The following is a 23,323-nucleotide window of genomic DNA, read 5'->3' as shown; positions in this document are numbered from 1 at the left end:
GCGCTACTCTCTTGCCAATCTTTTGTGTCGATGTGAATTCATGAGCCAGACCGCGACCATTTTGGTCATCGATGACGAACCGCAGATCCGTAAATTCCTGCGCATCAGCCTCGCCTCACAAGGCTACAAAGTGCTGGAGGCCGGCACCGGTGCCGAGGGCCTGGCCCAGGCGGCGCTGAACAAGCCCGACCTGCTGGTGCTCGACCTCGGCCTGCCGGACATGGACGGCCAGCAGGTGCTGCGCGAGTTTCGCGAGTGGGCCACCGCGCCGGTGCTGGTGCTTTCGGTGCGGGCCAGCGAAGGGCAGAAAGTCCAGGCGCTGGATGGCGGTGCCAATGATTACGTGACCAAGCCGTTCGGCATTCAGGAGTTTCTCGCCCGGGTCCGCGCCTTGTTGCGTCAGGCGCCGGCCGGCGAGGCCCAGCAAGCGGCGCTGACGTTCGGCCCGTTGACAGTGGATCTGGCTTATCGACGAGTGCTGCTCGACGGTACCGAAGTGGCGCTGACCCGCAAGGAATACGCGGTGCTGGCGCAACTGGCGCGGCATCCGGGTCGGGTGATAACCCAGCAGCAATTGCTCAAGGACATCTGGGGGCCGACGCATACCGAGGACAGTCATTACCTGCGGATTGTTGTTGGGCATTTGCGTCAGAAGCTGGCGGATGATCCGACGCGGCCGCGGTTTATTGTGACTGAGGCTGGGGTTGGCTATCGGCTGTTGAGTGATGTTGGCTGATCTGGCCTCTTCGCGAGCAGGCTCGCTCCCACACTGAATCTGCGTCGTTCACAAATTCCCTGTGGGGAGCGAGCCTGCTCGCGAAGATGTCATCAAACACACCCGAGAAATCAGGCCCGATCAACCCTGCTCACTCTCATACCGATCCAGCGTATCCCGCGCGATCTCCCGCCCCAGCGCGATCAGTTCCGGTGCCTTGTAGAATTCGAAAAACCGGCACACTCGCTTCGGCACGTTGATCAGGATGTCCGGCGGATAGCCGGCGATCTTGTATTGCGCCAGCGAGGTCTGCATCACCTCGAAACTCTGGTTGATCAGGTCCAGCAGTGACGCCGGCCCGACGTTGTCGATGATGAAAGAACCGGTGGCGGACTTCGGCGCGCCTTCGCGCTCGGGTGCCGCTGCCGGTTGCTGACTTTCCGGTTCGCTGCCTTCCAGCCACGGGTTGATGTCGGCGGCTTCGGCGCGCAGCGCTTCCTGTTCCAGCAACAGCAATTGCTCGGCCTGTTTGCGGCGGAACGGCATCTTCGAACCCAGCGAACTGAGCAAACTGTCGAAGCGCGAACGAAAGGCTGGCGGGCGCTGAATCACCGGCAATTTGTAGTGGCGCTGGTTGGTCGCGTTGAGGTTGACCGCGATGATCAGGTCGCAGTGGCTGGAGACCACCGGCACGATCGGCAACGGGTTGAGAATGCCGCCGTCCACCAGCATCCGGTTGCCCTGCATCACCGGGGTGAACAGGCTGGGAATCGCCGCCGAGGCGCGCATCGCCTGATGCAGACAGCCTTCCTGAAACCAGATTTCCTGCTGGTTGGTCAGGTCGGCGGCGACCGCGGTGTAGGGGATACGCAGGTCTTCGATGTTGATCTCGCCGACGATCTTGCGGATCTGCCCGAAGACCTTTTCGCCACGTATCGCCCCGAGGCGAAAACTCACATCTACCAGCCGCAGCACATCCAGATAATCGAGGGTTTCGATCCAGGTGCGGTACTCGTCAAGTTTGCCTGCGGCATAGATCCCGCCGACCACCGCGCCCATCGAACAACCGGCAATGCAGGCGATGTCGTAACCGCGTCTTTCGATCTCCTCGATGACCCCGATATGGGCATAGCCCCGGGCGCCACCGGAGCCCAGCACCAGTGCGACACGCTTTTTCATCAAACTTCCTCCCGACAAGGCTCCACAATGCACCCATCCGGGGGCGGCCGACAATCGCCAGGGTCGTTGGGGGCAGCCGGGGCGTCGTTTTTTCGATACTCCGTGACCACTCGGCGCTATGCTTTGGTCACCGCAGATTCATGGGGCGCCAAGGCACTTTTCCCGCGCCGCAACGTCTTACCTGCACGACTGTTGACCTATTTTGAGGTGTGAGTGATGAAAGCCTGGATCTGTGTGCCGTTGATCGCGCTGGCATTGGCCGGTTGCGCTGGCAAGACTGCTTATCGTGACAGCTGCGGCAGTCAGCTCGATGCGGCGTGGCATGAACTGGACCTGGCCAAGGCCGAAGGTTTCGCCGGCACGGTCAGCTACTCCAAGGCGTTGTCGTTGCTGACGGCGGCCAAGACTCAACAGCAATTCGAAGGGTTTGAAGGCTGCAGCAACAAGGCCGAGAAAGCCCGTTTCTATATTCGCGAATCCCGCGCCGGACGCTAAGCTGCTGACTTGACGCAAGGATGCGCCTGCCTTCTGACGGCAGACTCATCCTTCAAGCCATGTGAATCAGGAGCAAGCGATGTCTGCGTTGGTGGATCGGTTGGTGGCTCATGTCCTGAGCCTGGAAGTGCGGCTGCTGGCCTGTCAGGCGCGACTGACCGCGCGTACCGACCCCGAGGCGCTGCATGACTTGCGCACCACGGTGCGGCGCTTGCGCAGCCTGTTGCGACCCTTGCGTGGTTTGCCCGGAGTCGAGCAACTGGAAGGTGCCGCCTCGGCGGTCGGTCAGTTGACCACGCCATGGCGCGATCGCGAGGTGCTGGCGTCGTATCTGCTCAAGCATGATCAACCACACGCTGCGCAACGGCGCCTGGCGCAGATGGCTGAGGCCTATCCGACGTTGGCGGCGAGTGCCGAAGTGGCTTCGCTGCTGATCATCCTCGATGCCTTCCCGCGATTTTTGCGTGCCTCCGAGCGCCAGGGCCTGCTCAAGGGCCTGGGCAAACGCATCGAAAAACGCCTGCACAAACAATGGAAAAAACTCGACGAGGCCCTGCACGATCCGGCACACGACCGCCATCGTCTGCGCTTGCTGATCAAGCGCGTGCGGTATGGCATCGAAGCCTATCCGGAACTTGATCGCCTGCCTGAGCCGGCGCTGGCGCGGCTGAAGTCGGCGCAGGGCGCGCTGGGTGACTGGCACGATTGCTGGCAGTGGCTGGCGCGGGCCGAACTGGAAAGCGATCTGCAACCGTGCGTCGCGACGTGGCAGGAGGGCCTGATCAAGGCTGAAGCCAAGGCCGATCGGGTGCTGGATAAACTCAGTTCAAGCTGCTTCAAATCCTGAATACGCCTCAGACCCCTGTAGGAGCTGCCGAAGGCTGCGATCTTTTGATTTTCAAAAACAAAGATCGCAGCCTGCGGCAGCTCCTACAGGGGTTTTTCTTTGCATGGGAAATCGGAGTAAGGCCTTTCTGTCAGTCCATTTGACCGGAATAGACGCTGCGGCGCTCTGCCATGCTGGTTAAGATCGCTGCATTCCTTTTTTCGCTTGCCGAGGTTGTCATGCGCTTTTCCGATCTGATCGAGGCGGTTCGTCGCCAGCCAGAAGTGACCATTCCCGCCGAGTGGGGTCAGGGTCGGGCCAGTTTTGGTGGCCTGGTCGCGGCGCTGCAATACGAAACCATGTGCGCGAAAGTGCCGGCGGAGCGCCCGGTGCGTTCGTTGGCGATCACCTTTGTCGGCCCGGTCGAACCGGAAGTCCCGGTGAGCTTCGAAGTCAATGTGTTGCGCGAAGGCAAAGCGGTCAGCCAAGTGCTGGGCCGGGCTGTGCAGAACGGTCAGGTGGTGACGATCGTGCAGGGCAGCTTTGGCGCTTCGCGTCCTTCGGAAGTGGCCGTTGCCGCCTATCCTGCAGTCGAAATGAAACACTGGGAGGAATGCCAGGAGTTGCCCTACATCAAGGGCGTGACCCCGGAGTTCATGCGTCACCTGGCGATGCGCTGGAGCGTTGGCGGCATGCCGTTCACCGGCAACAAGTCGCGACAGATGGGCGGCTGGGTGCGTTTGCGTGGCGATGTGAAGGAAGAGCCGGTCAATGAGGCGCATCTGCTGGCGCTGGTGGATGCGTGGCCACCGGCCTTGTTGCCGTACCTGAAGAAACCGGCACCGGGCAGCACGCTGACCTGGACTATTGAATTCGTGCAGCCGTTACGCGAGTTGAGCACCCTGGACTGGTGCAAATACCTGGCAGACATCGAATACGCCGCCGACGGCTACGGCCATGTCGCCGCCAAGTTGTGGAGCGCGGAGGGAGAGTTGATCGCCATGAGTCGCCAGACCGTGACGATTTTTGCCTGAGTCACTCAGTGCCGACGGTGGCGCTCCCGCCAGGCGCGCCACCAGCCGCCACTGAGAAAGAACCGCGGAAAGGTCAGGAACTGCTCGACCAGTAAGCGTGACACGGCATCTTTACGATCACTGAACGGCTCGGAGGCTTGCGCCTCCAGGCTGTGGCCGTGCCGCTGCAAACCCAGCGCCGCGACAATACCGATCACACCGATGGCGACACTCGCAAGGCTCAGGCTGAACACCCCGGACACGATCAGCAGAAATGCAACGATGAACAGCGGCACGGCAATCAGGTGCAACACCAGATTGGTCGGGTGCTGGTGATTGTTCGGGTACGCGCGCCATTGCCACGCGGGAAGATTGGGGTGACGTTTGCCCATGTTGGCTACTCCTCGATCCATGTTGAACACATGCTTGAAGAATAGGCCGGGGCGGATAGGGCGGCGAATCAAGGTTGGCTATTGGCATCATAGTAATGATGGACAAAAAAACATCGCAGCCTTCGGCAGCTCCTTGAAATGACTACAACTGTAGGAGCTGCCGAAGGCTGCGATCTTTTGATCTTCAGAGCTTCAACTGCCCGATTGCCTTGCTCAGCTCCCCGGCCAACGTCGCCAGTTCATTACTGGTGGTCGCCGAATCCACCGTCTGCTGCACGGTGTTTTCGGTCACATCACGAATGCTTACCACCGCCCGATTCATCTCCTCGGCCACCTGACTCTGCTGCTCCGCCGCCACCGCAATCTGCGTGTTGCTCTCGCGCATCTGCGCCACCGCGCCAGTGATTTCCGCCAGCGCCTCGCCCGCCTCCTGCGCCTGCTGCACGCAGTCGTCGGCCTTGTACGAACTCTCCTGCATGAAGTCCACCGCATCGCGGGTGCCGGCCTGCAGCGCCGAGACCATGGTGGTGATTTCATCGGTGGAGGTCTGCACGCGCTTGGCGAGATTGCGCACCTCGTCGGCGACCACCGCAAAACCGCGGCCCATCTCGCCGGCACGCGCCGCTTCGATGGCGGCGTTCAGCGCCAGCAGGTTGGTTTGCTCGGCGATGCTGTGGATCACGCTGACCACACCGTTGATCTTCTGGCTGTCCTCGGCCAGGCGCTGAATCATCTCGGCGGTCTGCTGCACACCGCTGGAGAGTCCGGCAATCGACTGCTGCACGCGGCTGACCACTTGCTGGCCGCTGCCCGCGAGACCATCGGCGGTCTGCGACAGGTCACGGGTGGCGCCGGCGTGCTGGGCGATGTGATAAACCGTGGCGGTCATTTCATTGATTGCGGTGGCGGCCTGATCGGTCTCGCTCTGTTGACCGAGCATGCCGTGGCGCACTTCGTTCATGCTCGCCGCCAGACGCGCAGCGCCGACGTCGAGTTGCCGCGCCGTGTTGGCGACGGTGGTGACCACGCGCTGATAACCGGCCTGCATCGCGTTGAACGCATTGGCCATTTGCCCGACTTCGTCCTTGCAGGCCAGCGGCACGCGGGCCGAGAGATCACCGCTCTTCTCGACATGCAGCATCACGTCTTTCAAGGTGTTGAGCTGACTGAGCAGGAAGCGGATCAGCAGTTGCGAAGCGCCGAGCATCGCCAGCATCAGGATGAATACCGCTACGGCGTAATTGGCAAAGCGTTCACTGAACACTTGCGCCAGACTTGGGGCATAGGCGATGACCGCGACTTGCTCGCCGTCGGCACGACTGAACACTTCAGCGCCCAGCAGCGGGTTGTTGCCGAACAGCGGCAGATGATTGATCTCGTTCCAGCCGTTGCTGTCGCCGATCTCCAGCACGGGTTGATCGTTGATGCGCGGCGCTTCACCGCGTTTGAAGGTCAGCACTTGATCGGCCTTGGGCAGCGCCTGCCCGGCCGGCCACGCCTTGAGCAATTGCGCCTGGGCTTGCGCGGAGGTTTTCGACGCGTGACTGCGGGCCTGCTGCTCAAGTTGCACGGCGTACAACACCAGCAGCAGGGTGGTGACGAAAGCGACCGCATTGACCGCCCAGAATTTGTATTTCAGCGAGATATTGCTAAGCCAGGCACCCATGGAGGTCTTCTCTGATAGCGGAAACAGTTTTGGCAAGGTGCCAGCATTGTGCCGCCATGCAGATCTGAAGATCTTGATACATATCAAAAGAACACATCGCCCCCCTGTGGGAGCGAGCCTGCTCGCGAAGAGGGCGTGTCGGCCAACATCATTGACATCTGAACCACCGCTTTCGCGAGCAGGCTCGCTCCCACAGGGGGATTCTGGTGTGTCAGGGAAGGGCGGGGAGGTTGAAGAACGCCCGGGCACACGCCGTGGTATGCGCCGCCAGATCTTCCTCGGTCTCGCCGCGATGCAGTGCCACTTCGCGCAGCACCTCGGTCAGATACGCCGGCTCATTGCGGCCGTTCTTCGGTTTTGGGCGCAAGGTGCGCGGCAGCAGATACGGCGCGTCGCTTTCGAGCATCAGGCGTCCGCGCTTGATCTCCTTGACCAGCGGGTGCAGATGCGTGCCCCGGCGCTCGTCGCAGATCCAGCCGGTGATGCCGATGTGCAGGTCCAGATCGAGGTAACTGAACAGGGCTTTTTGCTCGCCGGTAAAGCAGTGCACCACGGCGGCGGGCAGTTGATCGCGGAAGTCCCTGAGGATTTCCAGCAGACGCTGACTGGCATCCCGCTCATGCAGGAACACCGGCAACTGCAGTTCTACCGCCAGCGCCAGATGTTCTTCGAGGACTTTTTCCTGTTGCGGGCGCGGCGAGAAATCACGGTTGAAATCCAGCCCGCATTCGCCCACGGCGAGCACGTTTGGCTCGTGCAGCAGACTGCGCAAACGACGCGCGCTGTCAGCGTTCCAGTCACTGGCCGAATGCGGGTGAATGCCAGCGGTGGCAAACAGCCGCTGGCCGCTTTGATCCAGTTGCCGGCAGAGCTCCAGCGCCTGCTCGCTACTCTCGACGCTGGTGCCGGTCAGCACCAGTTGGCAGACCCCTGCAGCGTAGGCGCGGTCGAGCACGGCCTGATGTTTTTCGGCGAAACTGGGGTTGGTCAGGTTGACGCCGATATCGATGAGTTGCATGGTTCTACCTCGGGCCGAAGGCCGGAAAGCATACCAGAGCTGTAGATTTATAAGAAAAGCCAAGAACTACAACGAGTTATAGCTGTCTTTTGATGCCGCGACGCAGCCCGGGTTGGCAGAAAAGCCATCACTGTGCCAGTCTCTCGCACTTTGCCAGCGCTCCAGGCGCTCTGTTTTCGTCGGTGATTTCGACCGTTCAGCGGTGAAATCGCCCCGTATTCTTTCCGGAGAGTGGATGCATCGTCCCTCGGTTTTGCTCCTGTTGTGCGCGTCGCTGCTGCTGCCGATAACGGCGGTTGCGCGTCTGCCCGGGCCCCTGCAAGCCGTGCCGGCCGCCAAGGTCCGCGACCTGTCGGAAATTCGCAGCAGTCGCGTGTTGCGAGTGTTGGTCAACCAGAGCCGCAACAGTTCCGGTGAAGTCCAGGGCCAGGCCATCGGCATCGAATACCATCGCCTGCGCGCCTTCGAGCAATACCTCAATGGCCACGCCCGTGACGGCCAGGAAATTACCCTCAAGATCATTCCAAAGCCAAGGATCAGCTGCTCGGCGCGTTGCAGCGTGGTGAAGGTGATCTGGTCGCGCCCGGTGAGCTGCTCGATCTGCAACCCGGCCACGCGGTGGCCAGCAGTGAGCCGATCGCCAGCAACGTGCCGCTGGTGCTGGTCGGCATCAAAGGCGAGCGCCGTTACACCAAGGTCGAGCAGCTTTCCGGCAAGACCCTGGCCTTGCCCACCGGCAGTGCGGCGGGGGAGGCGGTCAGCCAGCTCAATCAGAAACTGGCGTTGCATAAACTGGCGCCGATCAAAATCGAATGGGTCGACCCGACACTGGCGGTCGAAGACGTGCTGGAGATGGTGCAGGGCGGAATTTTCCACCTGACCATCGTTGAGCAACCGATCGCCGAACGTTGGGGCAAGATCCTGCCCAAGCTGCGTTTCGACCGGCAGTTGATGATCAGCGAGCCGGGTGAGGAATACTGGTTCGTGCGCCGCGATGCCTCGATGTTGCGGGCGAGCATCGATCGCTTTCTGGGCGGCTACAAGAAGCCGGTGAACGAGGACGCAGAGTTTCTGCGGATCTATCGACGGCTCTACCAAGTGCACTATCCGCTGGCCAAGGCTGACCGCCAGCGTCTGGAGAAACTGCGCCCGACCCTGCAAAAACACGCCGACGCGCAAAGCATGGACTGGCTGAATCTGGCGGCGCTGGCCTTCAAGGAGTCAGCCCTGCAACCCAGCGCCCGCAGCGGCAGTGGCCCGACCGGGTTGATGCAGATTACCCCGTCCGCGGCGCAGCGGGTCGGGGTGAGCAACATCCAGAATCTCGATGCGAATGTGCAGGCCGGGGCCAAGTACCTGGCGATGATCCGCCGCAAGTTTTTCAACAGTCCGAAACTCAATGAGCGCGAGCGCATGGCGTTCACCCTGGCGGCCTACAATATCGGCCCGGAGCGGGTGCAGGGCATGCGCGCCGAGGCACGGCGGCGCGGGCTGAATCCGAACCAGTGGTTCTTTCAGGTCGAGCGCATCGCCATGGAGCAGGTGGGTATGGGCCCCGTCAGCTATGTTAATAGCGTGAACAAGTATTACCTGGCGTTCGACCGGGAGCGGGAGTCACTGGAGCCCCGGGGACAGAAAGTCGCCTCACGGAAATGATCTAATAATTTGATTGTTATGGCGGAATAATTGCGCTTTTAACATGAATTTAACTGATTAATATAGCGGCCAATCCCAACACACTTCTCGCAAAACAAGGAATGCCCCATGAGCTCTCTGATCAACAAGGTTCTGTTCACCCGCGCCGGTTATGGCCTGACCATTCTGCGCATCGCGGTCGGCGTGATCTTCGCCGCCCACGGTTCGCAAAAGCTGTTTGGTCTGTTTGGTGGTTATGGTCTGGCGGGCACTGCGCAATACATGGACAGCATCGGCTTGCACCCGGGTTACCTGATGGCCACGCTGGCCGGCGGTACCGAGTTCTTCGCTGGTCTGGCGCTGATCATCGGCCTGCTGGTGCGCCCGGCAGCCTTGGGTTTGACCTTCCTGTCGCTGGTGGCGATCTTCACCGTACACATCAGCAACGGTCTGTTCATGGCCAACAACGGTTACGAGTTTGCCCTGGCGCTGCTCGGTGGCAGCCTCGCGGTGATGATCGAAGGCGCCGGCAAGCTGTCGGTGGACCGCGCCATCGCCGGTTGAGCGCTCTGGATCAAGCAAAAAGGCCCGCATTGTGCGGGCCTTTTTTGTTGCGGCCGATTCTTGACACTCATTGGTCACGTTATCTAGGATGTTGCTCATGCGCCGATTTAAACAGCTACTTGCGGGGCGCCAGGTGACTCAGACAGTTGCCGTCAGAAGCCGGAACAGGGCTTCGAAATACCGCTAAAGCGCTGGTTCGGTGTTGCCTCTCACCTGCCATGCAGACTTTTGAGGCAGAGACACGACACGATGAATGCACTACGCCCTCCAGCACGTCCCGCGCCGATCACGGCACATATCACCCAGCGCAACCCGAAAATCCTGCTTGGCGGCAAACATCAGCCGACGCTGTTGCGTTATCTCGATGGCTGGCCACGTCGCAGCGGCGGTCCTGCCGCGTTCCTGATCCAGTTCGTTGAAGATGGCGAGTCGCTGGCGCGGTTTGCCAGTGACAGTTTTGACCTGGCGGTGATTCAGGCACCGAGCGCTGAAGACGCTCCGGAAATGATCAAGCATTTGACCCGCGTTGCGCGGCAGGGTTTGATCACCCGCCGCTGAAATGCTCAGGGATATTCGATCGCCACGATATAGACAAACTGCTCACCGGTTGGCGTCTGTACCCGGACTTCGGCGTCCAGCGCCTTGCCGATCAAGGCGCGTGCCAGCGGTGAGTCGATGCTGATCAGACCGAGTTTCAGATCCAGTTCATCCGGGCCGACGATGCGGTAGCGCGATTGCTTGCCGTCTTCGTCTTCGATGGTGACCCAGGCGCCGAAGTAGACCTTGTTCGGATCGCTGGGTTTTTCGCTGACGATCTTCAGTGCTTCGAGACGCTTGGTGAGAAAACGCACGCGGCTGTCGATCTCGCGCAGCATTTTCTTGCCGTAGGTGTACTCGGCGTTTTCCGAACGATCGCCCTGCGCCGCTGCTTCGCTGACCGCTTGCGTCACCTGCGGGCGGCGCACATGCCACAGCTCATGGAATTCGGCGCGCATCCGCGCTTCACCTTCAGGGGTGATCAGCGCGGTGCCGGCGGTGCGGGGAGGGCGATAACGGCTCATGGCAACTTCTTGTGGTGACGAAGGCTGGAGTCTATCAACCCTCGCGCAAGACTGTCAGCGGACTCGCATTCAATGCCCGACGCGTGCCGAACACGCCGGCACCGCCAATCAGTGCGGCGCCAATCAACGGCAGCATCAGCAGCCATGGATGCGGATGCCATGGCAGATCGAAGGCAAAGCGATACAACACCAGACTCACGACTTCCGAACCGATGGCCGCCAGCAAGCCGCTGACCGCACCGAGCAAGCCGAACTCGATGCGCCGCGCCTTGATCAGCAACTGCCGTTGCGCGCCAAGCGCACGCAATAGCGCGCCTTGGCGAATGCGTTCATCCAGCGTTGCCTGCAAGCCGGAGAACAGCACGGCCATCCCCGCCGCCAACACAAACAACAACACGTATTCCACCGCCAGGGTGACCTGGGCGAGGATGCTGCGCAGCTGTTCGAGCAGAGCTTCGACCTGCAGGATGGTCACCGCCGGGAATGCCCGTGACAGCTCGACGATCTGCTGATCGTGACCGGGTGCCAGATAGAAACTGGTCAGGTAAGTCGCCGGCAGATCCTTCAGGGTGCCGGGCTGGAAGATCATGAAGAAGTTCGGCTGGAAGTTGTCCCAGTTGATCTCGCGCAGGCTGGTGACCTTGGCTTCACGATTGACCCCGCCCACGCTGAACACCATGTGATCGCCGAGTTTGAGCTTGAGGCTTTCGGCGACTTTGCCTTCCACCGACACGCCCGGTACGTCATCCGAGGGTTGCCCGGTCCACCACGAACCGGCGGTGAGCTTGTTGCCGGCCGGGAGGTCGGCCGCCCAGGTCAGGCTCAGGTCACGCTGTACCGCGCGGTCACCGGCCGAATCCTTGCTGACGATTTGCTGCACCGGTTCGCCGTTGATGCTGATCAGCCGTCCCGGCACCACCGGGTACAGCGGCGCCGCTTGTGCGGACACCTTGATCAAATGATCGGTGAAGGCCTGTTTGTCCGCCGGCAGAATGTTCAGGGCGAAGTAGTTGGGGGCGTTTTTCGGTAACTGGTTTTGCCAGGTGTCGAGCAGCTCGCCACGCAGCAGGGCGATCAACGCCATCGACAGCAGGATCAAGCCGAACGCCAGCGCCTGACCGGCAGCGGCCAGTGGATGACGCAGCAGTTGCCCCAGGCCGAGGCGCCACGGCAGCGGCGCACGGGCGAGCATCCGTCGCAAGCTGTTGAGCAACAACAGCAGCAAGCCACCCAGCACCAGCGCAGCGACCACGCCACCGCCCAGCAGGGCGAAGGTCAGCAGCAGATCCAGACTCAGGCGCCACATGATCAGCCCGAGTGCGCCCAGCGCCGCGCCATAAACCATCCAGGTGCTCGACGGAATCGGCAGCATGTCGCGGCGCAGTACCCGCAACGGTGGCACCCGACCCAGCGCGGCAAGCGGTGGCAGGGCGAAGCCGGCCAGCGCTACCAGCCCGGTGCCGATCCCGGCGAACGCCGGAAACAGGCCGCCCGGTGGCACATCGGCGGGCAACAGATCATGCAGCAGAGCGAACAGTCCCAACTGCGCCAGCCAGCCGAGCACCGCGCCACTGAGGGCAGCGAATAGACCGAGTACGGTCAGTTGAATGCTGAACAACAGCATGGTTTCCCGACGCGACAAACCGAGGCAGCGCAGCAAGGCACTGGCATCGAAACGGCGACTGGCGAAGCGGTTGGCCGACAGTGCCACGGCCACACCGGCCAACAGCACCGCGACCAGACTGGCCATGTTCAGATAACGCTCAGCCTTGCCCAGTGCACCGCCAATCTGCCGGTTACCGTCGCGCGCATCCTGAATGCGCTGATTGGCGGCCAAGCCGGGTTTGATCAGTTGTCGATAGGTTTCCAGTGCCTGCGGTTCACCACGCCACAGTTCGCGATAACTCACGCGGCTGCCGGGTTGCACCACGCCGGTAGCGGCGAGGTCGTCGAGGTTGATCATCACCCGAGGCGTGAGGCTGTAGAAGTTGCCGGCGCGATCCGGTTCGTAGGTCAGCACGCGGGTCAGCTTCAGGGTTTTCATGCCGACGTCGATGCTGTCGCCGATCTTCAGATCCAGCGCAGTCAGCAGACGAGCTTCAACCCATGCTTCACCGGGTTGCGGCTCGCCGCCCGAGGTTTCAGCGGCAAACGGAGCCGGGGCACTTTTCAGCTCGCCGCGCAGTGGATAGGCGCGGTCGACGGCTTTGATGCTCGATAACTGAATGCCGTTATCGGTGGCAATGACGCTGGAAAATTCCACCACCTGCGCATGATTCAAGCGCAGCTCGGTGCCGCTGCGAATCTGTTCGTCGCGGGCCGGCGAGCTGCCCTCAAGCACCAGGTCGGCGCCAAGGAACTCGGTGGCGCGCAGCATCATCGCACCGTTGAGGCGGGCGCCGAAATAGCCGATGGCGGTACTCGCCGCAACCGCCACGACCAAGGCAAAAAACAACACGCGCAATTCGCCGGCGCGGGCATCGCGCATGAGTTGACGTAGCGCGAGACTGAACAGACGCAACAGCGGCAGACGTGCCATCAAGGCTCCAGAGGGGCGACCAGCAGCCCGGCTTCAAGTCGGATCAGGCGCCGGCAGCGATGGGCCAGGCGTTCGTCGTGGGTCACCAGCACCAGGGTGGTGCCGCGTTCCTTGTTCAATTCGAACAGCAAGTCGCTGATGCGCTCGCCGGTGTGGCTGTCGAGGTTGCCGGTGGGTTCGTCGGCGAACAGCACGTCCGGCTCGGCAGCGAAGGCCCGGGCAATCGCCACGCGCTGTTGTTCGCCGCCGGAGAGCTGGCGCGGCGAGTGCGTCAGGCGCTGGCCGAGGCCGACCCTTTGCAGCAATTCAGTGGCGCGCTCACGGGCGTCTTTGCGGCCATCGAGTTCCAGCGGCAGCATGACGTTTTCCAGGGCGTTGAGGCTGTCGAGCAACTGGAAGGACTGAAAGACGAAACCCACGTGTTCGGCGCGGATGCGCGCGCGCTGGTCTTCGTCGAGATTGCCCAGGGATTGCCCCGCGAGGATGACCTCGCCGCTGCTTGGCAAATCGAGGCCGGCGAGCAGGCCGAGCAGGGTGGATTTGCCGGAACCGGACGCGCCGACGATGGCCAGGCTGTCGCCCTGGTTCAGTTCCAGGCTGAGTTCGTGCAGGATAGTCAGTTCACCTTCCGCGCTGGGAACCACTTTGCTGAGGTTCTTCGCGGTGAGAATGCTTGCGCCCATGGAGAATCCGATGCGTGTTTGGTTTTTGAGTGCTGGCCTGGCCTTGATGTGCATGGCCCAGAACGCAGCGGCGGGTACTGTCCTGATCGTTGGCGATAGTATCAGCGCGGGTTTCGGACTGGATACCCGCCTGGGGTGGGTATCGCTGCTCGAGCAACGGCTCAAGCAGGAGGGTTTTGACGACAAAGTGGTCAATGCCTCGATCAGCGGCGACACCAGTGCCGGAGGCCAGGCGCGCCTGCCGGCGCTGCTTGCAGAGCACAAGCCGGAACTGGTGATCCTCGAGCTTGGGGGCAATGATGGCCTGCGCGGAATGCCGCCAACGCAATTGCAACAAAACCTTGCGGCGATGATCGACAGCTCGCGTCAGAGCGGCGCCAAGGTGCTGCTGCTGGGCATGCAATTGCCGCCCAACTACGGCAAGCGTTACACCGATGCCTTCGCCGAGGTCTACGGCAAACTCGCCGACGATAAAAAGATCCCGCTGGTGCCGTTTTTCCTCGACGGCGTAGGCGGGCATCCCGAACTGATGCAGGCTGATGGTCTGCACCCGGCAGCCGGGGCTCAGGGCAAGTTGCTGGAAAATGTCTGGCCGACGCTAAAACCGCTGTTATGAGGCTTTTCTAGCGGCAGGCTTTCGGCTAATGTGGCGCCCCCTTATTTGGAGCCCCCGATGCCGCGTCCTGCCTGGTCCCTGTTTGCCTACCAACTGATCGAGCCTGACGAACAGCTGGATCTGTTCGCCTGCCAGGAAGTGCGGGTGCATCTGGTGACCCGTCAGCTCGAACTCGGTGGCTCGGCAGACCGGACGTTGTGTGGCAGCCTGCTGCCGGCGCAACCGCGGTGGTCGAGTGTGGATCGCCGGGTATTCCAGGATCAGCGTCTGTGTTCGTTGTGCCGGGCGATCCTTGAGTCGCAGAAGCGCGGCACCTCGCCGATCTGGCCTGAGTTGCGTTTCGAGCTTTAAGATCAAAAGATCGCAGCCTGCGGCAGCTCCTACATGAAGACTTCTGGCTGCCCATCGGCGCATCTCCCCGAATTCTCGAGGTGCGGTGTACAATCGCGCTCTTATACCCTTGTTGATCATGCGAAGGATTTTCCGGATGTTGCCGCGCTTTCCTGCCGTCACCCGCTGCCTGTCACTTGCCGCCCTGTGTGTGGCCGGTCCCGTTGCTGCATTGGAGTTTCCCCTGCCACCACCCGGTGAGGACATCATCGGCCAGGTGCAGGTGATCAAGGCCAAGTACGAAGACACCTTCGCTGACTTGGGAACCCAATACGACCTGGGCTATTCGGAGATGGTTGCGGCCAACCCGGGCGTCGATGCCTGGCTGCCGGGCGCCGGTACCGAAATCGTCCTGCCGACCCGGTTCATTCTGCCGCCGGGTCCGCGTGAAGGCATCGTGATCAACCTTGCTGAATACCGCCTCTACTATTTCCCGAAAGGCCGGAACGTGGTGTACACCTTCCCGCTGGGGATCGGGCGTGAAGGTTGGGGGTCGCCAATCGCGCACACCTCGATCACTGCCAAGACGCCGAACCCGACCTGGACCCCTCCGGCGTCGATCAAGGCCGAGCACGCCGCCGACGGTGATCCGCTGCCGAACGTGGTGCCGGCCGGTCCGGACAACCCGCTGGGCCCGTTCAAGTTCACCTTGGGCACGCCGGGCTACCTGATCCACGGTTCGAACAAGAAGTTCGGCATCGGCATGCGCACCAGCCACGGTTGCTTCCGCATGTTCAACAACAACGTGCTGGAAATGGCCAGCATGGTGCCGGTCGGTACTTCCGTGCGCATTCTCAACGACGCGTACAAGTTCGGTCGCAGTGGTGGCAAGGTGTATCTCGAGGCGCACACGCCGATCGATGACAAGGGCAACCCGTCGGTGGTCGACAAGCACACTGCGGTGATCAATGCGATGCTCAAGCGTGAGGATATTGCCAATAACGTTCGGGTGAACTGGGACGTGGTGCGCGATGTAGTCGCGGCTGAAGACGGCTTGCCTACCGAAATCGGTACGCCGGGGGCGGCAGCGCCGATGGTTTCGAGCACACCGATCGACCTGCAGCAGTAAGGTCGATCCGAACCCGCCGATGCGTGAAGCGTCGGCGGGTTTTTTTATTGCCCGGGGAAAGCACCGGCAATAAAAAAGCCGACCCAAAAAATGGGTCGGCTTGATAACAATCCCGAGGGATTATTACTTGCGGCTAGCTTTGTCCAGCATGCGCAGAGCACGCTCGTTAGCTTCGTCAGCAGTCTGTTGTGCTTTTTGAGCAGCAGCCAGAGCTTCATCAGCTTTACGGTAAGCTTCGTCTGCACGAGCCTGGGAGCGAGCAGCTGCGTCTTCAGTAGCGGTCAGACGTGCTTCGGTTTCTTTCGATGCGCTGCTGCAACCGGTAGCCAGAACTGCGGCCAGAGCCAGAGCAGAGAATTTCAGAACGTTGTTCATCGTGTTCCCCTTCAAGGACTTTCAATTAAGTGGCTTTCTCCTCCGATTGAGGAAATAGCCGGCGTACATACTACCCATTACTTGTAGTAAGTAAACTGACCTAACGCAAGAAGCAAAAAAAATTGTAGGCGTTGATTCTTTTTCGAGCAACTTTTAACCGGGCTGTATAAAAAGTATCCAGCTGCAAGCCCCGGCTTGAGCGTGTTAATGAGAAAAAGTTCCCGTTGCCTGATGCAGTTTCTGCGTCTTGCACCAAGTCTGCCTAGATGAATTCGTCTACACTTTTGTTCCGATTTTGCATGACGCCTCACATATCTTTGTCGCTCTTGAGGTGACTTTAAAGAAGCACCCGCGTCTTAAGTCTCGACATTCGGCAATGTTCCGGTGAGCGCTTCGGGAAGATCTTCCCTGCGCCTGCCGCTGCGTCCATCGGAGTCACCCGGTCTACGAGCATGATGACGAGCGCACCTTGAGCATTTTCGCCAATGGTGCCTACTATTTATCACGTGCTCGGTTGCGCGAGATCGGTGTGGTTTTTCTCGGTGTCCATCAGGCACGGGGTGGCGTAGATGTTCCTTCGCCGGAAAAACATCGGTAAGGTAGGGGTCAGAATTCAAGACCCGCGAGGAGTAGTGATGAGCGAGGCGTTGTCCATCCACCATGACCAGGCTGGTCATCAGTTCGAGACCAATGTGGACGGTCATCGTGCCTACCTGACCTATATGGATCTGGGGAAACAGACCCTGGATATCTATCGTACCTTCGTGCCCAACGCCCTGCGCGGTCGAGGCATTGCAGCCGCGCTGACCGAAAGCGCGCTGCAGTACGCCGAAGAAATGGGCTACACGGTGATCCCGTCGTGCTCCTACGTCGAACGCTACATGGAACGTCATCAGCGCCGCGCCGCCAAGATCTGAATCGCACACACAAAAACGCCGGGCAATGCCCGGCGTTTTTTTATGCCCGTGAAACGCTGATCAGTTGCGCTGACGTTTCGGCAGAACATCCTTGAGCTTGGCGTGCATGCTGCGCAGGGTGTTCTCGGTGGCAGACCAGTCGATGCAGGCATCGGTGATCGACACGCCGTATTGCAGGTCGGCGAGGTCTTTCGGGATCGCCTGGCAGCCCCAGTTCAGATGACTTTCGACCATCAGGCCGATGATCGACTGGTTGCCTTCGAGGATCTGGTTGGCGACATTCTCCATCACCAGCGGTTGCAGGGCCGGGTCCTTGTTGGAGTTGGCGTGGCTGCAATCGACCATGATGTTCGGTTTGATCTTCGCCTTGTTCAGCGCCTGCTCGCACAGGGCGACGCTGACCGAATCGTAGTTCGGCTTGCCGTTGCCGCCACGCAGCACCACGTGACCGTAGGCGTTGCCCTTGGTGGTGACGATCGACACGCCACCTTCCTGGTTGATACCGAGGAAACGGTGCGGGCTGGAAACCGACTGCAGGGCGTTGATCGCCACGGTCAGGCCGCCGTCGGTACCGTTCTTGAAGCCGACAGCCGAGGACAGACCGGAAGCCATTTCACGGTGGGTCTGGGATTCGGTGGTACGCGCGCCGATGGCCGACCAGCTGATCAGATCCTGCAGATACTGTGGGGAGATCGGGTCGAGCGCTTCGGTGGCGGTTGGCAGGCCTTTCTCGGCCAGGTCCAGCAGCAACTGGCGACCGATGTGCAGGCCGTCCTGAATCTTGAACGAGTCATCCAGGTACGGATCGTTGATCAGGCCTTTCCAGCCGACGGTGGTCCGTGGCTTCTCGAAATACACACGCATGACCAGATACAGGGTGTCGGAGACTTCCTCCGCCAGCACCTTGAGGCGATCGGCGTATTCGTGGGCAGCCTTGATATCGTGGATCGAGCACGGGCCGATCACTACGAACAGACGGTGGTCGGTGCCATCAAGAATGTTGCGAATGACTTCGCGGCCCTTGGTGACGGTGCGCAGCGCAGCATCGCTCAGAGGGATATCACGCTTGAGCTGATCGGGAGTGATCAGGGTCTCGTTAGAGGCGACGTTTAGGTCGTTGATCGGTAAATCAGCCATCGTTTACTCGTCAGGTCACGGGTGCCGGCCGCCAGCGATCCCCGCGCGGCGGAGCACAGCAGATTTAAGCGCGTCGGGGAGCCGAACCTTAGCGCGTCAGACGCGGCTCGACAATGGGCAAACGCCGCTTTAATCCAGCACTGGCTGGGCAAAAGCCTTGCGCACGCTGTCGTGCGAGAACTCGTCGGCGTGTTGTTCGACCCATTGCAGGGCCAGCGCCTGAATATCCTGCAGATCGTCGTGGGCCTCGTTCATGCGGCAATAACGTTCGATCTGGCACACCTGTTCGCCCATTCGGGCGCTGAACAGCGTCTGCTCATCGGTGAACGCGATCCCCAGCAGATAGCCCTTTTTGCGCCGCAGACACCATGCGACATAGCCTGGATAACAGATGTCGGCATTGAGTGTCGGCATGCGCACTTGCAGCGCCGTGCCGTGGCGCCAGGCGCGGTGATAATTGCAAGCGATCCCGCCGAGGCTGATAGTGTGCAGCTGTTGCCTGGAAATACACTCGGGCTTGAGCAAGGTTAATTCAACCGGCACTTCGTCCGGATGAGGAATGAAACGTCCCATGAGCACAGACTCCCTGTGTCGGCCATTTGACATTGTTTCCCCCAGTATAGTGGTCGAATCCGAGCTGACCGATTTCGACGCCGACCAGCGGCTGCTGGCGATGAGCGGCGTTTCGCTGGTGATTTTCACCAGTGTCGGCTGTTCCAGCTGCCGCTATGCCAGAGAGGTGTTGCCCGGGTTCGAGCTGGCGGTGGACCGCCTGTGCTGGATCGATGCCGGCAACAACGGCGGGTTGGTGGAGCGCTATCAGGTCTTTCATTTGCCGGCGCTGTTTGTGGTGCGCGACGGCGAGTTCTTTGGGGCATTGCACACGCGCCTGACCGCCGCTGCGCTGAACGCGGCAGTGGCGCAGGCGCTGGGTCGAAATGCAGAGGAGTTGCCATAGATGGTGGGAGCAGACAGCAAGCCGGTGATCGGGATTATCGGCACCGGCGCAATTGGCGGGTTTTACGGTCTGATGCTGGCGCGGGCCGGTTTCGATGTGCGCTTTTTACTGCGCAGTGAATTCTCGGCGGTGGCCGAACGTGGTTTGCAGGTGGACAGTGCCGTGCATGGCACCCTGACGCTGAACCCGGTGCAGGCCTATGCGAAGGCCGAGGACATGCCGGCTTGCGACTGGTTGCTGGTCGGCGCCAAGACCACCAGCAGCGCCGGTCTGGCCCCGGCGATCATTGCCGCGGCCAGGCCCGGCGCGAAAGTGCTGGTGCTGCAAAATGGTCTGGACGTCGAAGACAGCCTGCGCGAGTTACTGCCCGCTTCCCTGCACCTACTCGGTGGTCTGTGCCTGATCTGCGTGCATCGCGAAGGTCCCGGGCAAATCACTCATCAGGCCTTGGGTGCGGTGAATGTCGGTTATCACAGTGGCCCGGCGGCGGATGAAACGGCGCGCACGGCACTGGTCGAGGAGGGCGCCGGTCTGTTCCGCGCCGCCGGTATCGATTCGCAGGCGATGCCCAATTTGCAACAGGCACGCTGGCAGAAACTGGTGTGGAATATTCCCTACAACGGTCTCTCGGTGTTACTCGGTGCCGGCACTACGCCGCTGATGGCTGACGCTGACAGTCGCGCGCTGATCCAGGCGTTGATGGCCGAAGTGGTGCAGGGCGCCAAGGCCTGTGGTCACGATATACCGCCCGGTTACGCCGAGTACCTGTTCATGATGACCGAGAAAATGCCTGACTATTGGCCGAGCATGTACCACGATTTCCTGCATAAACGGCCGCTGGAGCTGGAAGCGATTTACGCCCGGCCATTGGCCGCAGCCAAAGCGGCAGGATGTGAGTTGCCACGGATCGAAGCGCTGTATCGCACATTGAGTTTCATCGACCGGCGCAATACCTGAGTCGGTTTTCTGGGGAGTGGGGGAAGGCATGGCCAAGAACATCGATGACAAACTGGTGCTGGCGATCTCGTCTCGCGCCCTGTTCGACCTGAGCGAGAGTCACAAGGTCTACCTGGCGAGCGGCGTCGAAGCCTATCGGCAATACCAGATCGAACACGAAGACGAAATTCTCGCGCCCGGCGATGCGTTCCCGCTGGTGGAAAAACTCCTGAGCCTCAACAGTCGCCTCGACCGCGCCCGGGTCGAAGTGATTCTGGTCTCGCGCAACAGCGCCGACACCGGGCTGCGCGCGTTCAACTCGATCGATCATTATGGGCTGGACATCTCGCGGGCGGCCTTCGTCGGCGGACGCAGTCCGTATCCCTATCTCAAAGCGTTTGGCTGTGACTTGTTTCTGTCGACGCATGCCGAAGACGTACGCGCCGCGCTGGACGCCGGGTTTGCCGCGGCGACGATTCTCTCCGGCGGGGCCAGTCGTGCCGCCAGTGATGAGTTGCGCATCGCCTTCGACGGCGACGCGGTGTTGTTCTCCGACGAATCCGAGCGCGTTTATCAGGCCGGTGGGCTGCTGGCGTTTCAGGCCAAGGAACGTGAGTCGGCGCGCGAGCCCTTGCGCGGTGGGCCGTTCAAGGGCTTTCTGGCGGCGCTCAATGCGCTGCAACGCGAGTTCCCCGAGGACGACTGCCCGATCCGCACAGCGCTGGTCACCGCGCGTTCGGCGCCGGCCCATGAGCGGGTGATCCGCACCTTGCGCGAGTGGGATATTCGCCTCGACGAGTCGCTGTTTCTCGGCGGGCTGACCAAGTCGGCGTTTCTCGAAGCCTTCGCTGCCGATGTGTTCTTCGACGATCAGACCGGCCACTGCGAGGCCGCCCGCGAAGTGGTCGCCACCGGTCACGTACCGCATGGCATCAGCAACGAACCGTCGATCTAAAGCCCCAGTGCTTCAAGACGTTGCGTCGCACGTCGTACTCGCCAAGGCACTGCTAAGCTGAATCAAATCTCCGCCATAGTTGGCACGCGAGGAGGTCATATGATTCGTTCGATGCTGTATGCCACTGACCTCGGTCTGTACGCACCTTTAGTGATGCAGCATGCCCTGGCACTGGCGCGGACATTCAATGCCGACTTGTATGTGGTGCATGCAGTGGAACCCATGGGCCTGTTTGCCGAATCGGTGTTGCAGAGTTATCTCGACGAACAGGCATTGAACGAATTTCACAGTCAGGGTCTGAAAACTGTCATCGCCAATATCGAGCAACGGGTGCTGGACAGTTTTCGCGAAGAGCTGGGCGACGAGGGTGAGCAGGATCTGCAGCGGATTTGCGCGGTTCGGGTGGTGCAGGGTGATCCGGCGCAGGTGATTCTCGACCAGGTGCAGAAACTCTCTGTGGATTTGCTGATCGTAGGCACTCACAGCCACGGCGTAGGAGCGGAAACGCCTTTGGGGCGCACGGCGACCCGGGTCCTGCAATTGGCCAAGGTGCCGGTTTATCTGGTGCCGTTGGTGGAGCGCCGGCGCCGGGAGGATCGCTGAAGCGGGAATAATGGCGTTTTGATAAAAAAGTTCTAGATTTATTCATCAAACCATTAATATAGTTATATACCGTCGCTGATGCCCGTGGCGTCTACCTGCTTTGAGGGATACATATGAAGCTTCAACAATTGCGCTACATCTGGGAAGTGGCGCACCACGACCTCAACGTTTCCGCTACCGCCCAAAGCCTTTACACCTCGCAACCGGGTATCAGTAAACAGATCCGCCTGCTGGAAGACGAACTTGGCGTTGAAGTGTTTGCCCGCAGCGGCAAGCACCTGACCCGCGTCACCCCGGCCGGCGAGCGCATCATCACCACCGCGGGCGAAATCCTGCGCAAGGTTGAAAGCATCAAGCAGATTGCCCAGGAATTCTCCAACGAGAAAAAAGGCACCCTGTCGATTGCCACCACCCACACCCAGGCGCGTTATGCACTGCCGCCGGTGATCAGCAATTTCATCAAGCAATACCCGGACGTGGCGCTGCACATGCACCAGGGTTCGCCAATGCAGATCGCCGAGATGGCCGCTGACGGCACCGTCGATTTCGCCATCGCCACCGAAGCGCTGGAACTGTTCGGTGATCTGGTGATGATGCCGTGCTATCGCTGGAATCGCTGTGTGGTCGTGCCCCAGGGCCACCCGCTGACCAAGCTGCCGAAGCTGACCCTCGAAGCGCTGGCCGAATACCCGATCGTGACTTACGTGTTCGGTTTCACCGGCCGTTCGAAACTCGATGAAGCCTTCAGCCATCGTGGCCTGACGCCGAAAGTGGTGTTTACCGCGGCCGACGCCGACGTGATCAAAACCTACGTGCGTCTGGGTCTGGGTGTCGGTATCGTCGCCAAGATGGCGGTCGACACCAAACTCGATAACGACCTGGTGGTGCTGGATGCCAGTGAACTGTTCGAGTCGAGCATCACCAAGATCGGTTTCCGTCGCGGTACCTTCCTGCGTGGTTTCATGTGCGACTTCATCGAGAAGTTCGCCCCGCACCTGACCCGCGAAGTGATGGCCAAAGCCATCCAGTGCCACAACAAGCAGGAACTGGAAGAACTGTTCGACGGCGTCGAACTGCCGGTCCACTAAGACCCTGCCTCAAAGCACCTCGGTGACAGCGAACTGTTGCCGGGTGCCCGCCACCAGAATCTCCACCTCATCGCCTTCGAACTTGCCCAGCAGGCTTTTGCCCAGCGGCGAGCGCGGGGTGATGACGGTAATCGGCTGACCCACCACATCGACTTTCAGGCCTGCCGCATCCGGTGCCAGAAACAGCCATTGCTCGTGACCTTTTTCGTCCTCCAGACCGAGCAGGGCACCGATCTCGATGCCACGGTTTTCGTCGTAGGCGCGCAGCGTCAGGTTCTGGCACAGCGCCAGTGACTGACGGATTTCCTCGACCCGTTTCGCCTGACCCGCTGCCAGATAGGATGCCTCAAGTCCGAGGGTGTCGTACTTGTTCTCGGCGATGTTCTCTTCGTGGGTCGCGGTTTCGTAAGCGGTCTGCGCGGCGCGTTCGGCGATGTCGAGGTCGACGCGCAGTTTGTCGAGGATCAGTTGGTGGACGGTGTGTTTGTTCATG

General features: G+C 60.8%; 26 protein-coding genes and 1 pseudogene. 16 read left to right on the top strand and 11 right to left on the bottom strand.

Features of this window, described 5'->3' with window-relative positions:
- Positions 1 to 40: 40 nt before the first annotated feature.
- The gene (locus LOY52_RS18700) at positions 41 to 736 is read left to right on the top strand and encodes a response regulator (RefSeq protein ID WP_258675560.1); all 696 of its coding nucleotides are present in this window, start codon (positions 41 to 43) and stop codon (positions 734 to 736) included.
- Between the two features lie 120 nt (positions 737 to 856).
- On the opposite strand, the gene LOY52_RS18695 is transcribed toward LOY52_RS18700, so the two are convergent.
- Positions 857 to 1,894, bottom strand: a complete 1,038-nt coding sequence (locus LOY52_RS18695) for a patatin-like phospholipase family protein (protein WP_047598663.1) — start codon at positions 1,892 to 1,894, stop codon at positions 857 to 859.
- 216 nt (positions 1,895 to 2,110) lie between these two features.
- Here LOY52_RS18695 and LOY52_RS18690 point away from each other — a divergent pair, with 216 nt between their 5' ends.
- The 3 genes from LOY52_RS18690 (at position 2,111) to LOY52_RS18680 (ending at position 4,249) form a co-directional block, all read left to right on the top strand.
- Positions 2,111 to 2,389 (top strand): hypothetical protein, encoded by a 279-nt coding sequence (locus LOY52_RS18690; protein WP_007963692.1) that lies wholly within the window; start codon positions 2,111 to 2,113, stop codon positions 2,387 to 2,389.
- A gap of 79 nt (positions 2,390 to 2,468) precedes the next feature.
- Positions 2,469 to 3,236 carry a CHAD domain-containing protein gene (locus LOY52_RS18685; RefSeq protein WP_258675559.1) on the top strand — a complete coding sequence of 256 codons (768 nt, stop codon included), beginning with the start codon at positions 2,469 to 2,471 and terminating at the stop codon, positions 3,234 to 3,236.
- Between the two features lie 218 nt (positions 3,237 to 3,454).
- Positions 3,455 to 4,249, top strand: a complete 795-nt coding sequence (locus tag LOY52_RS18680; protein ID WP_258675558.1) for an acyl-CoA thioesterase II — start codon at positions 3,455 to 3,457, stop codon at positions 4,247 to 4,249.
- Between the two features lie 5 nt (positions 4,250 to 4,254).
- Here the strand turns inward: LOY52_RS18680 and LOY52_RS18675 are convergent, their stop codons facing one another.
- From LOY52_RS18675 to LOY52_RS18665, 3 genes are all read right to left on the bottom strand, one after another.
- Positions 4,255 to 4,620: an Mpo1-like protein gene (locus LOY52_RS18675; protein ID WP_047295495.1), complete on the bottom strand. Its 366-nt coding sequence runs from the start codon at positions 4,618 to 4,620 to the stop codon at positions 4,255 to 4,257.
- Positions 4,621 to 4,804: 184 nt separating this feature from the next.
- Positions 4,805 to 6,286 carry a methyl-accepting chemotaxis protein gene (locus LOY52_RS18670; RefSeq protein ID WP_258675557.1) on the bottom strand — a complete coding sequence of 494 codons (1,482 nt, stop codon included), beginning with the start codon at positions 6,284 to 6,286 and terminating at the stop codon, positions 4,805 to 4,807.
- Positions 6,287 to 6,497: 211 nt separating this feature from the next.
- The gene (locus tag LOY52_RS18665; protein WP_258675556.1) at positions 6,498 to 7,304 is read right to left on the bottom strand and encodes a TatD family hydrolase; all 807 of its coding nucleotides are present in this window, start codon (positions 7,302 to 7,304) and stop codon (positions 6,498 to 6,500) included.
- 235 nt (positions 7,305 to 7,539) lie between these two features.
- On the opposite strand from LOY52_RS18665, the pseudogene LOY52_RS18660 reads away from it, so the two are divergent.
- The 3 genes and pseudogenes from LOY52_RS18660 (at position 7,540) to LOY52_RS18650 (ending at position 10,061) form a co-directional block, all read left to right on the top strand.
- Positions 7,540 to 8,960, top strand: a pseudogene (locus LOY52_RS18660) (transglycosylase SLT domain-containing protein).
- 108 nt (positions 8,961 to 9,068) lie between these two features.
- Entirely contained in the window at positions 9,069 to 9,503 is a 435-nt protein-coding gene (locus LOY52_RS18655) for a DoxX family protein (RefSeq protein WP_007964771.1), read from the top strand.
- Positions 9,504 to 9,752: 249 nt separating this feature from the next.
- Positions 9,753 to 10,061 carry a class I SAM-dependent methyltransferase gene (locus tag LOY52_RS18650; RefSeq protein WP_258675555.1) on the top strand — a complete coding sequence of 103 codons (309 nt, stop codon included), beginning with the start codon at positions 9,753 to 9,755 and terminating at the stop codon, positions 10,059 to 10,061.
- 5 nt (positions 10,062 to 10,066) lie between these two features.
- Here the strand turns inward: LOY52_RS18650 and greB are convergent, their stop codons facing one another.
- From greB to LOY52_RS18635, 3 genes are read right to left on the bottom strand one after another with little or no spacing between them, the layout of a single operon-like run.
- Positions 10,067 to 10,564, bottom strand: coding sequence for a transcription elongation factor GreB (gene greB / locus LOY52_RS18645; protein ID WP_258675554.1), 498 nt, complete (start codon positions 10,562 to 10,564; stop codon positions 10,067 to 10,069).
- A 34-nt stretch (positions 10,565 to 10,598) separates the two neighbouring features.
- Complete coding sequence (locus tag LOY52_RS18640; RefSeq protein ID WP_258675553.1) at positions 10,599 to 13,103, bottom strand: ABC transporter permease; 2,505 nt, start codon at positions 13,101 to 13,103, stop codon at positions 10,599 to 10,601.
- Positions 13,103 to 13,786 carry an ABC transporter ATP-binding protein gene (locus LOY52_RS18635; RefSeq protein ID WP_003226816.1) on the bottom strand — a complete coding sequence of 228 codons (684 nt, stop codon included), beginning with the start codon at positions 13,784 to 13,786 and terminating at the stop codon, positions 13,103 to 13,105. The genes LOY52_RS18640 and LOY52_RS18635 overlap by 1 nt, the downstream gene beginning before the upstream one ends.
- Positions 13,787 to 13,796: 10 nt before the next feature.
- Here LOY52_RS18635 and LOY52_RS18630 point away from each other — a divergent pair, with 10 nt between their 5' ends.
- From LOY52_RS18630 to LOY52_RS18620, 3 genes are all read left to right on the top strand, one after another.
- Positions 13,797 to 14,402, top strand: a complete 606-nt coding sequence (locus LOY52_RS18630; RefSeq protein ID WP_007964780.1) for an arylesterase — start codon at positions 13,797 to 13,799, stop codon at positions 14,400 to 14,402.
- 57 nt (positions 14,403 to 14,459) lie between these two features.
- Positions 14,460 to 14,753 (top strand): hypothetical protein, encoded by a 294-nt coding sequence (locus LOY52_RS18625; RefSeq protein WP_003226812.1) that lies wholly within the window; start codon positions 14,460 to 14,462, stop codon positions 14,751 to 14,753.
- 136 nt (positions 14,754 to 14,889) lie between these two features.
- Positions 14,890 to 15,861: a L,D-transpeptidase family protein gene (locus tag LOY52_RS18620; protein WP_258675552.1), complete on the top strand. Its 972-nt coding sequence runs from the start codon at positions 14,890 to 14,892 to the stop codon at positions 15,859 to 15,861.
- 123 nt (positions 15,862 to 15,984) lie between these two features.
- On the opposite strand, the gene oprI is transcribed toward LOY52_RS18620, so the two are convergent.
- Positions 15,985 to 16,236: an outer membrane lipoprotei OprI gene (gene oprI, locus LOY52_RS18615; protein ID WP_003199355.1), complete on the bottom strand. Its 252-nt coding sequence runs from the start codon at positions 16,234 to 16,236 to the stop codon at positions 15,985 to 15,987.
- Between the two features lie 635 nt (positions 16,237 to 16,871).
- Here oprI and LOY52_RS18610 point away from each other — a divergent pair.
- The gene (locus LOY52_RS18610; protein ID WP_003226804.1) at positions 16,872 to 17,153 is read left to right on the top strand and encodes a GNAT family N-acetyltransferase; all 282 of its coding nucleotides are present in this window, start codon (positions 16,872 to 16,874) and stop codon (positions 17,151 to 17,153) included.
- Positions 17,154 to 17,213: 60 nt separating this feature from the next.
- Here LOY52_RS18610 and LOY52_RS18605 read toward each other — a convergent pair whose 3' ends face one another.
- Complete coding sequence (locus tag LOY52_RS18605) at positions 17,214 to 18,290, bottom strand: 3-deoxy-7-phosphoheptulonate synthase (RefSeq protein WP_008079929.1); 1,077 nt, start codon at positions 18,288 to 18,290, stop codon at positions 17,214 to 17,216.
- Between the two features lie 129 nt (positions 18,291 to 18,419).
- Positions 18,420 to 18,863 (bottom strand): PilZ domain-containing protein, encoded by a 444-nt coding sequence (locus LOY52_RS18600; RefSeq protein ID WP_258675551.1) that lies wholly within the window; start codon positions 18,861 to 18,863, stop codon positions 18,420 to 18,422.
- On the opposite strand from LOY52_RS18600, the gene LOY52_RS18595 reads away from it, so the two are divergent.
- The 5 genes from LOY52_RS18595 (at position 18,862) to cysB (ending at position 22,830) form a co-directional block, all read left to right on the top strand.
- On the top strand, positions 18,862 to 19,248 hold the full coding sequence (locus LOY52_RS18595) for a co-chaperone YbbN (RefSeq protein WP_258675550.1): 387 nt from the start codon (positions 18,862 to 18,864) through the stop codon (positions 19,246 to 19,248). The two genes, LOY52_RS18600 and LOY52_RS18595, sit on opposite strands and share 2 nt — an antisense overlap.
- On the top strand, positions 19,249 to 20,205 hold the full coding sequence (locus LOY52_RS18590; RefSeq protein ID WP_258675549.1) for a putative 2-dehydropantoate 2-reductase: 957 nt from the start codon (positions 19,249 to 19,251) through the stop codon (positions 20,203 to 20,205).
- 28 nt (positions 20,206 to 20,233) lie between these two features.
- Positions 20,234 to 21,139 carry a 5'-nucleotidase gene (locus LOY52_RS18585; RefSeq protein WP_027613454.1) on the top strand — a complete coding sequence of 302 codons (906 nt, stop codon included), beginning with the start codon at positions 20,234 to 20,236 and terminating at the stop codon, positions 21,137 to 21,139.
- 99 nt (positions 21,140 to 21,238) lie between these two features.
- Positions 21,239 to 21,742, top strand: a complete 504-nt coding sequence (locus LOY52_RS18580) for a universal stress protein (RefSeq protein WP_123587438.1) — start codon at positions 21,239 to 21,241, stop codon at positions 21,740 to 21,742.
- A 113-nt stretch (positions 21,743 to 21,855) separates the two neighbouring features.
- Entirely contained in the window at positions 21,856 to 22,830 is a 975-nt protein-coding gene (cysB, locus tag LOY52_RS18575; RefSeq protein WP_007908591.1) for an HTH-type transcriptional regulator CysB, read from the top strand.
- Between the two features lie 9 nt (positions 22,831 to 22,839).
- On the opposite strand, the gene LOY52_RS18570 is transcribed toward cysB, so the two are convergent.
- On the bottom strand, positions 22,840 to 23,322 hold the full coding sequence (locus LOY52_RS18570) for a transcription elongation factor GreAB (RefSeq protein ID WP_258675548.1): 483 nt from the start codon (positions 23,320 to 23,322) through the stop codon (positions 22,840 to 22,842).
- Position 23,323 lies beyond the last annotated feature (1 nt).

Source organism: Pseudomonas sp. B21-051 (assembly GCF_024748795.1).
In the GTDB taxonomy this organism is placed as follows: Bacteria; Pseudomonadota; Gammaproteobacteria; order Pseudomonadales; family Pseudomonadaceae; genus Aquipseudomonas; species Aquipseudomonas putida_A.
This window is presented reverse-complemented; position numbering and strand designations above follow the sequence as displayed.